Here is a 12,037-nt window from a genome sequence, read left to right as displayed (position 1 = left end):
TCTCACGGCACATCCGCAGACATACGACCGTACCTACCCCGGACAAGGGCGCGCGCTCCTTGACAGCACCCCGGTGAGTCGTTCGCGTCACGACAGCTGCGCGCGGATCTGTTCGGCGTCGTCGGTTCCGGATGCCTCGACGATGCGCCCCCGCTCGAGTCGATACATCGCGAACGCGGCGATGTTGACCCGCCGGCGCGTGGCGGGGAGGTGGCGGAAGGCCCCCGTCTGCATCCCCGACCCCCGCAGGTGCACCGCGAGGCGGTCGTCTTCGACGATCAGCTGAATGCGCTTCCACTGCCAATCGGGGAAGGCGTGCAGACGCTCCGCTTCGTCTGCGATCCACGCTTCGGCCCCCGCGGGGAGGTGAGCGCGACGCACGCCCGGATCGAGGAATTCCCGCAGGCGTTCGAGATCGTGACGGTTCAGGGTGTCGAGGTAGTCGCCGAACCATTCGCGCGTCTCCCAGGCCTCCACCGTTCCATTATCGGGCGGGGCTCCCCCGCGAGGCGTGCGTCGAGTCGCCCCCGAACTCCGCGCGACGGCACAGACCCACCCAGACCACCCGGACCGGCGGGAGCCCGCGCGCGTCAGTGCCGCGCGCCGCCCAGGTCGGCCGCGAGCCGACGCGCGCCGCGCACGGCGATCGCGACGCTCATCAGCGTCGGGTTCATCGTGTTCGCGGTGGGGATCAGGGCGTTGCCGCCGACGACGAGGTTGTCGAACCCCCACACGCGCGAATAGGGGTCGGCGACCGAGGTCGCGGCATCCGTTCCGGCGCGCATCGTGCCCATGAAGTGCAGGCTCGATCCGTTCGGCAGCAGTCGCGGCTCCGCGACGAAGGACCCCAGGGCGGTCCCGGCGCGGCGCAGCCGCTCGGTCGCCTCGGCGATCTCCTTCTCCTCGCGCTCGGTGAGGGCGTACTCGATCGTGAAGTGGGGGAGGCCGCGGTAGTCGCGTTCGTCGTCGGAGAAGATCGCACCGTCTTCGACGCGGGGGAACTTGCGGATGCCGAAGCCCATGTTGACGTACCCCCAGCGGTTCCCGTGAGCGGGGTGATCCGGAGCGAGCGGGAAGGGAGGGGTCTCGGCGTACATGATCTGCGCCGAATAAGGATGCCCGGGCTCCGAGAACGGGATGCGGTTGACCGCGGCGACGGGATCGCTCGGGTTCGCGGCGCGTCGCGCCAGTTCGGCCTCGAGCTCATCGTCGGTGACGAGGGCCGCCATACGGTCCTCGTCAAGGGCGACCGTGCTGATGACCACCTGATGCTCGGTCAAGTAGCGACCGAGGGCTGCGGGACGGATGCCGGACGCCCACAGCAGCTGCGGGGAGCGGAAGGCGTCGGCGGCGACCACGACGGCATCCGCGTCGACGAAGGAGTGCTCACCCGTGCGCAGGTCCTCGACGACGAGCCCGCGCACGCGTGCGCCGTCGTGCTCGATCCGACGCACCAGCGTGAGCTCGCGGAGCTCGAAGCGGGCGGCGGTGTCGGTTCCGGGCTCGATGAGGGGCCCCAGCACGGTGTCGGCGCCCGCCCAGCGCATCGACCCGTCGGGCTGCGGGTCGCCCGCCACGGGCAGCGTGCTGACGCCGTGGCCCTCCGGCAGTTCGGCCGCGAACTCGCGGTCGAGCAGCGTCCGGATGGCGGCACCGACCGGGGAGTCCGAGAACGCGGCGCTCTGCTTGTGGAGGAGGTCTTCCGCAGTCGAGATCAGCTCTTCCCACTCGTCGTCATCGACGAAGTCGAGCTTCTCGCTGAAGGCCGGGCGCGGGATGGCGCAGGTCCAGTGCGCCCCCTGGCCGCCGACGTTGGTCGCCGCGGCCGCCGCGGGGAAGGAGGGGGCGTGCGCCGACCCCTCGCCGCCGAAGTCGTAGAGGTGAGTGCCCTGGCGCGCGGTGAACATGCCCTCGACGACGGTTCCGCCGGGGATGCCGAGCGACTCACGGTGGGTGCCGGCCTGCGGCCCCTGGGAGCGTTCGCGGGCCCGGGCCTTCTCGTCGGGGTCGGCGATGTTGCGCACGCTCTCGCCGGGGCGCGCGGTGAGCTGCGGGCCGGCCTCGAACATGATCACGCGAGCGGTCGGCAGGGCCTCGAGCAGGATGCGGGCGTAGGCGGAGCCGATCGGGCCGCTGCCGACGATGGCGATGGTGGGGGTGTCGGACATTTCTCTCCTGACGGATCGGGCGGATTCAGGCGGGCTGACGGTCAGGGGCGGGTGCGGGAGTCGCCGGCATCTCGTCCGACAGGCGCTCGGCGGGCAGGAGAAGCGCGATCACGACACCGCACGCATAGACGAGCGCGAGTCCGAGGAAGACGGGGGCGAACACGTCGTGGTAGATCTGCGCGATCTGGTCCTGCACCCCCTCGGACGCCGAGCGAGCGGCCGCGGGCGTGAGGGTGGCGGCATCCAGTCCCGCGGGAAGAGCCGCCGCCACCGCGAAGCCGACCACGCCGCCGACCACCGCGGTGCCGACGGCAGCACCGACCTGCCGCACGAGGTTGGTCGTCGCGGTGACCGCGCCGAGGTCGTCACGAGACGCGGCGCTCTGCACCACGGCGAAGATGAGGTTCGTGAAGGCCCCGGTGCCGATCCCGACCGCGGCCATGACCGCCATCGGCACCCACAGCGGCATCCCCGCGGGAAGCAGCGCCATCACCGCGAGACCGACCGCGGCGAGCGCCGTGCCGGCGACCGGATAGATCCGATACCGGCCCGAGCGGCTGACGAGCCACCCGGTGAGCAAACTGCTCACGAGCATGCCGAGGACGGTCGCGATGGGGACGAGTCCCGACACCGTCGCGGTCGTGCGGTAGGCCATCTGCACGTACGTCGGCACGTACGCGACGACCGAGAACAGGCCCGCCCCGACGACGAGCGAGAGCCCGAGACAGACGAGGATCGTCCTGTTGCGCAGGATCCGCGGCGGCAGGATGGGTGCCGCGGCCCGCCGCTCGATCGCGACGAGGCCCAGGATGCCGATTCCCGCCCCGACCGCGCACGCGATCGCCGCGGGGCGAAGGGCGTCGTCGCCGATCCAGGTCACGGCGAGGATGAGCGCCAGGAGCGATCCCGTGAACACGAGCGAGCCCGGCACATCGAAACGCGGGTGGGCGCCGCCCGGGAGTCGGGGGATGGCGACGAGCGCGAGCACGAGGGCGACGAGACCGACGGGGAGATTGATCCAGAACACCCACGGCCAGCTCCAGTAGTCGGTGATGAGGCCGCCGACCACCGGCCCCACCACGATCGCGACGGGGAAGGCCGCGCCGATCACCGCCATGTAGCGGGGCCGCTGCCGCGGGCTCGTCACCCGCGCGACGATCGTCTGCGACATGAGCTGGAGCCCGGCCGAGCCGAGCCCCTGCACGACGCGGGCGGCGATCAGCCAGCCGAGGTCGGGCGCGAAACCGCACGCGAGCGAGGCGGCGAGGAAGAGGACCAGCGACACGAGGAACACGCGGCGCGGGCCGACGACGTCGCCGAGCTTGCCCAGCACGGGCAGCATCACGGTGGCGGCAAGGGTGTAGCCGACCATGATCCAGCTCATGTGCTCGAGGGCGCCGAGATCACCGGCGATGGTGGCGAGCGAGGTCGAGACGACGGTGTGGTCGAGGGCGCCGAGGAACGACACGGTGAGGAGGGCGGCGACGAGGATGCGCACGCGCGCGGGGGAGAGAGTCATGCGTGGGGCGCCCGTACGACCGGGCGATCGACGCGACCGGATGTGCCGCTCCGGCTTCCTCACCGGGCGAACGGACCCGTGGGGCCCCGACGTCACGTCCAGCATACCCGACTTATGTCGATTTTCAACATTACGCGAGGGCGTTCGACAGCACCGTCGCGGCGCCCGACAGCGCCTGTCCCCCGTCGACGCCGATCTCGGCCCCCGTGATGAAGGCCGCGGCATCCGACAGCAGAAAGGCCACGATGCCCGCGACCTCGTCGGTCTCTCCGATGCGCTGCAACGGGATGACCTCGGTGTTCGCCGCGGCGAAGGCGGGAGGGGCCGAGGCGGTCATGGGGGTGCGGATGAACCCCGGGTGCACGAGATTGACCCGGATGCCGCGGGGCCCGAGCTCGGTGACGCACGCGTGCGTGAGCCCGCGCAGCGCCCATTTGCTCGCCGTGTACGCGGCCGTGTAGTGCCCCGTGAGTCCCGCGACGGAGCCGATGTTGACGATCGAGGATCCGGCATCCATCCACGGGAGGAGGGCCTGGATGCCGAGCATCGCCCCCGTGACATTGACGGCGAACACCCGATCCCAGTCCTCGCGACGGAGGGTGCCGATGCGTGCGCGGTGGGTGACCCCGGCGTTGTTGACCAGGCCCCGCACCCGCCGACCGCCGAGGGACGCGGCGAGCGCGGCCCAGTCGTCCTCGCTCGACACGTCGACGCGGTGGTACGTGACGCCGGCGGCGGCGAGTTCGGGGGCCTCGTCGGCCACGTCGACCGCGATCACCTCCGCGCCCTCGCGCGCGAGGGTCAGCGCCTCCTCGGCGCCCTGTCCCCCGGCGGCGCCTGTCACGACGAAGAGGTGCCCCGCGAGGCCCGGAAGGCCCGACACGCTCATCGCCCGGCCGTGACGCCCGCCGCGTCGCCCCGCTCGCGCGCCCTCGACCGCTCGCGCGCCCGCCGCACCGGCGGGGCCGCCACCCGCTCCCCCACGACGTTGACGACCTCGCCGACCCCCTCGATCACGAGACGCACCTCGTCGCCGGGCTCGAGCGGCCGGGGGTCGAGCGCGCCGCGACGGCCCCACAGCTCGCCGAGGCAGCCGCCGTTGCCCACCGTGCCCGAGCCGAGCACGTCGCCCGGGACGACGACGGAGTTGCGCGCGGCGTAGGCCACGAGCTCGGCGAACGGCCAGCCCATGTTCGACACGAGATCGTGGCCGACCAGCTCGCCGTTGATGAACAGCTCGGCGCGCACGGCGAGAAAGCCCTCGGCGTCGAGGTACGGCTCGAGCTCGTCGGCCGTGACGATCCACGGACCCAGCGTCATCGCGAAGTCCTTGCCCTTGGCGGGGCCGAGGCGCACCTTCATCTCGCGCGACTGCAGGTCGCGCGCGGACCAGTCGTTCATCACGGTGTAGCCGAAGATGTGCCGCGCCGCGGTCGCGGCATCCACGTTCTCTCCGTCCGAGCCGGGCACGGCGCCGATGACCGCCGCGAGCTCGAGCTCGACGTCGAGGCGCTGCGTCTCCGGGATCGCGACGACCTCCCCCGTCGCCCGCACGGTGTGCGGGTTGGTGAAGTAGAACGTCGGGGCCTCGTACCACTCGGGCACGACCTCGCTCTTGCCGTCGACCGAAGCGCTCACGCCCTCGACGTGCTCCTCGAAGGCGACGAAGTCGCGGATCGACGCGGGCACGAGCGGGGCGAGCAGTCGTACCTCGGCGAGCGGTCGGGCCGCGGCACGGTCCCTGCGTTCGTAGAGCGCCGAGGCTGCGGACAGCCCCTGCGCCAGCACTTCGGCGACCCGGAGTCCGTCGGGGAACGGCACCACGAGGTCACCGTCGACGAACCCCTCGCCGACGTCGGCCCCGTCGGCCCACCGCGCGATCCTCATGCGTGCACCCGGGTGCGCAGCAGCTCTGCGGCGTTTCCGCCCAGGATGCCGGAGGTCTCGGCATCCGACAGTCCCGCGCTCCGCACGAAGGCGACCGGGTCGTCGAGGCCCATGTCGAACGGGAAGTCGCTGCCGAGCAGCACGCGGTCGGCGCCCGCCGCCTCGACGAGCCAGCGCAGCGCCCGCTCGTCGTGCACGACGGTGTCGAACCACAGCTTCGACAGGTACGTCGAGGGAGCGTGCGCGCAGCCGTGCGCCTCGGGGCGCACCCTCCACGCGCGGTCCGACCGGCCGATCGCGGTCGGAAGGTATCCCCCGCCGTGCGCCGCGATGAGACGGAGTCCCGGATGCCGGTCCAGCACGCCCGCGAAGATGAGGTGCGACAGCGCCACGGCGTTCTCGGTGGGCTGGCCGACCGTGTTCGAGAGGTAGAACCGGTCGAGGCGCTCGTCGAGCGAGCAGCCGAAGGGGTGGAGGAACACCACCGCGCGAAGCTCCGCCGCCCGCGCCCAGAACGGCTCGAGACGGTCGTCGCTGAGCTCGACGTCTCCCGCGAACGACGAGATCTCGACACCCGCGAGACCGCGCCCGAGCACGGCGTCGTCGAGCGCGTCGACGACGAGGTGCGGGTGCTGCAGCGGCACGACGCCGAGGCCCACCAGCCGATCGGGCGCCTGGGCGACGTGCTCGGCGATGAGGCGGTTGGCCTCGCCCGTCGCCCAGGTCGCCAGACCCTCGTTCGCCCACGGGTAGAAGTGGTTCGGCGAGGGGCTCACCCACTGGCGGTCGACACCCTGCGCGTCCATGGCCTCCAGCCGGGCGCGCACGTCGGTCAGGCGCGGGAAGCGCTCGCCGATCATGCGACCCGAAGCCTGCAGGCTCGCGAGGCCGTTGCGGCGCAGCTCGAGGTCGGCCGCGGCCTGCACCTCGTCGGGCACCCGGCGCTCGACCTCGGCGTGCAGCCCCGGCATGAGGAGGTGGGCGTGGACGTCGGTGACGTCCTGCCGCTGCGCGGCGGTCATGCGCGGGCCGCCGTCAGCTGTGCGACGCCGAACATCAGTCCGCCCATGTCGGCGTCGCGGACGCCGTCGAGCTGCCACTGGCCGAGCTGCACCGAGGCGTCGACGATCGCCTTCGCCCGCGCCACGCGGCGCTCGTGGAAGGCGTCCCAGAGCGCCTGGTCGACGGCATCCCGCTGCACGAGGAGCTCGCTGAGCACGGCGGCGTCCTCCAGACCCTGGGCCGCGCCCTGCGCGATCGTCGGCGGACAGCTGTGGGCGGCATCGCCGATGATCACGACGCGCCCGCGGTTCCACGGCGCGTCGACGAGGTGGCGAGTGAACCACGTGTAGTTGGCGTCGGCCCCCGCCTCGATGTCGGCGCGGATGTGGTTCCACGGACCGTCGTACGCACGCGACTGCTCGACCATGATCCGCCGCGCCTCCTCGGGGGTGGCGTGTGAGCGGTCCTGGGCCGCCTCGACGAGGAACGCGTACATCGTGTCGTCGCCGGTGGGCGTGTAGCCCGCGATGTACATCGGTCCGCCGTAGTACAGCTCGCTGCGGTCGACCTCAGGCGGCAGCGACACGAACGTGCGCCAGATGCCCATCCCCGTCTGCTCCGGGGAGACATGGATGCCGATCAGCTCGCGCACCGCGGAGTGCAGGCCGTCGGCTCCGACGAGGAGGTCGAACGTGCCCGTGGGCTCGCCGTCGACCTCCACCTCGACGCCGTCGCCGGTCTGCGACACGCCCGTCACCCGCGTGCCGAAGTGCACGCGCGCGCCGTGGCGCTCGGCGGCGGCCAGCAGGATGCGCGCCAGGTCGGGCCGCGACATCCCCATGGTCGACGGGTAGTCGGGGCCGCCGGTCTTGAGGTCGGGCAGGGCCGCGACGACCGGGGCACCCGGCCCGGGGGCGCGGAGGTTCAGACCCTCGAACGCCTTACCCGCAGCCGACACCTCGTCCCAGACGCCGAGCTCGTCGAACACGCGCAGCGCGTTGCCCTGGAGCGTGATGCCCGAGCCGCGCGTCGACAGCGCGGGCTGGGCGTCGTAGAGATCGACCTCGACACCGGCTCTCGCGAGGAAGATCGCGGTGGCCAGACCCGCGACGCCGGCTCCGGCGATCGCGACTTTCTGAACGGCGGTCATGTCAGAACCTCTCTGTTCTGGGGACGGGGGTTAGAGAAGGGCCAGGGGGTTCACCGGAGAACCGACGGCGCCGGTGATCGGCAGCGGCGGCGCCGCCAGGAAGAACTCCCAGCGTCCCGCGTCGGCACACGCGTCGGCGAGGGCGTCGAGATTCCACATCTCGCCGATCGTGAGCCCCAGGTTGGGGATGACGACCTGGTGCAGAGGCTGGAAGGCCGGCACGTCGAACTCGTTCGGCCGCACCTCGAAGCCCCACGTGTCGGTGGCGATCGCCGCGATCTCGGTGCGGTGCAGCCACCCCGCGGTGGTGAGCGAGAGGCCGGGCGCGGGCCCGCCCGCGTAGTCGCCCCACCCCTCGCGGTGCGCGCGGGTGTAGTGGCCGGTGCGGACGAGCACGATGTCGCCGCGCCCGATCTCGACGCCCTCGGCCGCGGCGCAGGCCTCGAGGTCGGCGACCGTGATCGCGTACCCGTCGGCGAGCTCGCCGGTCTCGGGAGAGAGGTGGCGGCCCATGTCGAGCAGCACGCCGCGCGAGACGACGACGGATGCCGCGTGCTCGATGCCGGTGACGAGATCGCCGTCACTGGTGACGACGTCGCCCGCACGGCGCCCGTTCCACGCGAAGCCGTGGTCGAAGATGTGGCCGAGGCCGTCCCACTGGGTCGAGCACTGCAGGGGCATCGCGATGACGTCGTCGGCGCCGCCGATGCCGTGCGGGAAGCCCTGGTTGCCGCGCTCGGCATCCGTTCCCGTGTCGGTCATCGTGTGCACCGGGTTGGTCCGCCTTCGCCAGCCCTTCTGCGGCCCGTCGGTGTCGAAACGCTGCGAGAGCGAGATCGAGACGCCGTCGCGCACGAGGGCGGCAGCCTGGCGCCGCTTCTCGGCGTCGATGAAGTTGAGGGTGCCGAGCACGTCGTCCTCGCCCCACCGCCCCCAATTGCGGTGGGCCGCGGCGCGCACGGCGATCTCAGCTTCGGGGTTCTGCCGGTCGAGGTCGGCCGGGTTCTCCGACGGCGCGTTCACGCGGCACCCTCCCCCACGCACCGCACGACCTGCGTGCCGAGCGCGCCGATGGTCCCGGTCATGACGTCGCCGTCGCGCAGGAACCTCTTCCAGTGCTGCCCGTTGCCGGCGGGGCTGCCGGTCAGCAGCAGGTCGCCGGGCAGCAGCGGGTGGGTCTGCGACGCCGCCGAGACGAGGGCGGGAACGTCGAAGAGGAGGTCGGAGGTGTTGGCATCCTGCATCACCTGCCCGTTCAGCTCGAGGCGCACCGCGGTGTCGGCGGGGTCGACGAAGCGCGCGGGGACGAGGAGGGGTCCGGTCGGCAGGAACCCGGGGGCGTTCTTCGCCCGGTACCAGTCGGTGCCGATCTCCTTCATGTCCTTGCGGAAGACGAGGTCACGCGTCGTGATGTCGTTGACGATCGTGTATCCGGCGACGTGGTCGAGGGCCTCCTCGCGCGAGACGCGGAACGCCTCGCGACCGATCACCACGGCGAGTTCGAGCTCCCAGTCGTGCACCTCGCTGTAGGCGGGGAGCACGAGCGGCGCGTCGTCACCGACGACGCACGCGGTGAGGCCGATGAAGAAGTACGGCTCGCCGCTGCGGGCGCGCTCATCCATCATGTCGGCGGCGAAGGCTCGCGCCTCCTCGGGCGTGCGGTCGGTGTTCTGCGTCAGGCCCGCGGCCACCAGCTCGATCACGTGCTGGCGGTAGTTGGCGCCGGTCTGCAGAACCTGGCGCGGCTCGACGGGCGCCGTGAGGGTGACATCCGCCAACGGATGCCACTCCCCCGGCGCCTCTTCCCGCCCGGAGGCCAGGGCTTCGAGGCGATCCCAGTCGGGGTCGGCGAGGAACGCGTTCAGACCCCCACCCAGTTCGTCATCGGTGAGCGCGCGGATGCGGTCTCCGGCGACGAGGCCGATGCGCACGGCATCCGCCTCTCGAAAGCGCGCGAGCGCGAAGGGTGCGGTCGTCATGGTGGTGCTCACTTTCCCCGATCGGGATCGACGCTCAGCCCCGGCCCTGGACGGCGTAGGGGTTCAACAGCGCGTCCTTGATCTCGTCGGGCACGCCCTCCTCGGTGGCGCTGGGGCCGTCGGCGGGAGGGAACGACTCGGTCATCGACATCGGCATGGCGCCGTTGCGGTACATGTTGTTCGAGCCGAGCGAGGGCTTCCAGGTGTTCGCCTCCCAGTCGGGGACGTAGTTGCGGTACCCGCCCGTGTTCAGCTCGATGCGCAGGCTCGAGGGCTCGCGGTAGTAGAGGAACGTCTGCTCGCCGATGCCGTGGATGTTGGGGCCGTACTCGATCGGCACACCGTTCTCCATGAGGGTGTCGGCGGCGATGAGCAGCTCTTCGCGCGTGTCGACCCAGAAGGCGTAGTGGTTGATGCGACCGGCGCGGCTGGAGCCGTCGAGGACGACGCCCAGGTCGTGCGACTTCTCGTTCGTCGTCAGCACCGAGAACACCGAGATGGGCGCCTCATCCAGCACGGTGCGCGCCATGAAGCGGAAGCCGAGGGTGTCCACGTACCACTGCACGAACGCGTCGACGTCCTTGGTCGCGACCGTGACGTGGTCGAGCTGACGCGGGGCACCCGCGACGCCGCTGCGCTTCTCGGGACGGTCGGGGAAGATCGAGGCGGTGTGCGGCTCGGCGCGGTGCCGCTCGACGTCCCAGTGCAGGGTCATGTTGTGGCCCTGAGGGCCGGTGAAGCGGAACGCGCGGCCGATGCCGCGACCCTCGAACCACTCGCCCTCGATGCCGGCGGCCTGCACGCGCTTCGCGGCCTCCTCGAGCGCCTCGGCCGACGAGGTACGCCAGGCCATGGTCTCCATGCCCGGCTCGTCGCCCTTGACGACGATGACGGAGTACGCGTAGTAGTCACCCCAGCAGCGCAGGTAGACGCGGTCGTCTTCGCGAGCGACCTCGGTCAGCCCCACCTGGTTGACGTAGAAGTCCACCGAGGCCTCGACATCAGGAGTCGTGATCGCGACGAACGACAGATGAGAGAGAAGCTTGATCATCTTCGATCCTTTCGGTGAATCGGGTCGTTCCGACTCTTCTTCCACTATCCGACCGAAGTCGGTATCAGGGAATCCGATTCTGTGGATGCCGGGTATCGGTGTGACTTATTCCTTGGGCTCTCGCGTCGAGCGCGGTCGGCGCATGTGGGGGCCTGGGCATCGCTCGTCCCACTTTTGACGGTGCATGTCCCAAAACTGGTGGCCTACGGAGCCCGCAACCCACCAAAAGTGGGACATGCTCCGGCGGAGAGCAGCTCAAGATCATCCGCCGCCAGCTCGGCGAGATCGCTCAGGAGGCCACCCGCGTCGATGGCGTCCAGGACCCGGCGGAGCCCGAGACGTTCGGGGGACTCACGCCGGACGGGCCGAACACGGCGCCCGCCCTCGTCGTCGAACGCCACCTCGGCGAGCGGCGACGCGGTGTCCACGCGCACCTCGAGACGGCGCGGGCCCAGCGCGGTCGCGACCAGCGCACCGCCCACTCCGCCGCCGATCGCGCGGGTCACGCTCGCACCGATGCCGTCCGGGCCGCGCAGGGCCAGAGTTGTGGCCGTCGGGGTGTCGGCGCGATCGATGACGCTCAGCGGGCCGCCGGCCAGGACCCGCGCCCACCCGAGCGCGTCGCGGAGGAGGGCCGCGGCATCCGTTCGCCCTCCCCAGGCGTCGACCACGACGTGCCGGGCGGCGACGGACTCCACACCCGCGTCAACGACGACGTCGGGCCGCAGTCGTCGGCGGACGACGGCGACCGGCACGTTGAGCGCCCCCAGCCGCGCGTGGATATCGGCGGGCGCCGGGTCGGGCTCGTCGATGACGAAGGCCACCGCGTCGTCAAGCCGCTCCCACCAGGCGCCGCGACCCTCGACCACACGGATCGTCTGGGCGCCGCGGCCGAGCCGCACCAGCGGCGCGAGCTCGGCCACCGCAGCCCGGTAAGCGGTGAGGTCGGTCCGCACCTCGCGAGCACTCATCGGGTCGCCTCCTCGCGCATGGTGCCTTCGCGCGCGACCCCCTCGCGCATGGCGCCTTCGCGCGCGAAGGCACCATGCGCGAGGAGGCGACCCGATGAGTGCTCGCGAGGTGCGGACCGACCTCACCGCTTACCGGGCTGCGGTGGCCGAGCTCGCGCCGCTGGTGCGGCTCGGCCGCGGCGCCCAGACGATCCGTGTGGTCGAGGGTCGCGGCGCCTGGTGGGAGCGGCTTGACGACGCGGTGGCCTTCGTCATCGACGAGCCCGACCCGGCGCCCGCCGATATCCACGCGCGGCTGGGGGCGCTCAAC

General features: G+C 71.7%; 12 protein-coding genes. 1 reads left to right on the top strand and 11 read right to left on the bottom strand.

Translation table 11 applies throughout. From position 1 onward, the window contains the following. Nucleotides 1–87: 87 nt before the first annotated feature. From NS220_RS03285 to NS220_RS03235, 11 genes are all read right to left on the bottom strand, one after another. Nucleotides 88–477 carry an ester cyclase gene (locus NS220_RS03285; RefSeq protein ID WP_058622680.1) on the bottom strand — a complete coding sequence of 130 codons (390 nt, stop codon included), beginning with the start codon at nt 475–477 and terminating at the stop codon, nt 88–90. A gap of 113 nt (nt 478–590) precedes the next feature. Further along, nucleotides 591–2,168 carry a GMC oxidoreductase gene (locus tag NS220_RS03280; protein WP_058622679.1) on the bottom strand — a complete coding sequence of 526 codons (1,578 nt, stop codon included), beginning with the start codon at nt 2,166–2,168 and terminating at the stop codon, nt 591–593. Between the two features lie 25 nt (nt 2,169–2,193). Further along, nucleotides 2,194–3,687 carry an MFS transporter gene (locus tag NS220_RS03275; RefSeq protein WP_058622678.1) on the bottom strand — a complete coding sequence of 498 codons (1,494 nt, stop codon included), beginning with the start codon at nt 3,685–3,687 and terminating at the stop codon, nt 2,194–2,196. A 130-nt stretch (nt 3,688–3,817) separates the two neighbouring features. After that, nucleotides 3,818–4,576 carry an SDR family NAD(P)-dependent oxidoreductase gene (locus tag NS220_RS03270; RefSeq protein ID WP_058622677.1) on the bottom strand — a complete coding sequence of 253 codons (759 nt, stop codon included), beginning with the start codon at nt 4,574–4,576 and terminating at the stop codon, nt 3,818–3,820. Then, nucleotides 4,573–5,574: a fumarylacetoacetate hydrolase family protein gene (locus NS220_RS03265; protein WP_058622676.1), complete on the bottom strand. Its 1,002-nt coding sequence runs from the start codon at nt 5,572–5,574 to the stop codon at nt 4,573–4,575. The genes NS220_RS03270 and NS220_RS03265 overlap by 4 nt, the downstream gene beginning before the upstream one ends. Beyond that, the gene (locus NS220_RS03260) at nt 5,571–6,596 is read right to left on the bottom strand and encodes an amidohydrolase family protein (protein WP_058622675.1); all 1,026 of its coding nucleotides are present in this window, start codon (nt 6,594–6,596) and stop codon (nt 5,571–5,573) included. Before NS220_RS03260 ends, NS220_RS03265 begins: the two co-directional genes overlap by 4 nt. After that, the gene (locus tag NS220_RS03255) at nt 6,593–7,726 is read right to left on the bottom strand and encodes an FAD-dependent monooxygenase (protein ID WP_058622674.1); all 1,134 of its coding nucleotides are present in this window, start codon (nt 7,724–7,726) and stop codon (nt 6,593–6,595) included. The genes NS220_RS03260 and NS220_RS03255 overlap by 4 nt, the downstream gene beginning before the upstream one ends. 30 nt (nt 7,727–7,756) lie before the next feature. Beyond that, nucleotides 7,757–8,749 carry a cyclase family protein gene (locus NS220_RS03250; protein WP_058622673.1) on the bottom strand — a complete coding sequence of 331 codons (993 nt, stop codon included), beginning with the start codon at nt 8,747–8,749 and terminating at the stop codon, nt 7,757–7,759. Then, nucleotides 8,746–9,705, bottom strand: coding sequence for a fumarylacetoacetate hydrolase family protein (locus NS220_RS03245; RefSeq protein WP_058622672.1), 960 nt, complete (start codon nt 9,703–9,705; stop codon nt 8,746–8,748). Before NS220_RS03245 ends, NS220_RS03250 begins: the two co-directional genes overlap by 4 nt. A gap of 34 nt (nt 9,706–9,739) precedes the next feature. Beyond that, complete coding sequence (locus NS220_RS03240) at nt 9,740–10,756, bottom strand: VOC family protein (protein ID WP_058622671.1); 1,017 nt, start codon at nt 10,754–10,756, stop codon at nt 9,740–9,742. Nucleotides 10,757–10,959: 203 nt separating this feature from the next. After that, nucleotides 10,960–11,727, bottom strand: a complete 768-nt coding sequence (locus NS220_RS03235) for a hypothetical protein (RefSeq protein WP_058622670.1) — start codon at nt 11,725–11,727, stop codon at nt 10,960–10,962. 94 nt (nt 11,728–11,821) lie between these two features. On the opposite strand from NS220_RS03235, the gene NS220_RS03230 reads away from it, so the two are divergent. Continuing rightward, on the top strand, nt 11,822–12,037 hold a 216-nt coding region (locus tag NS220_RS03230; protein ID WP_058622669.1), incomplete at its 3' end, for a hypothetical protein.

Source organism: Microbacterium testaceum (assembly GCF_001476655.1).
In the GTDB taxonomy this organism is placed as follows: Bacteria; Actinomycetota; Actinomycetes; order Actinomycetales; family Microbacteriaceae; genus Microbacterium; species Microbacterium testaceum_C.
Note: the sequence above shows the minus strand (reverse complement) of the source record. Positions and strands in the feature narration are given on the sequence as shown.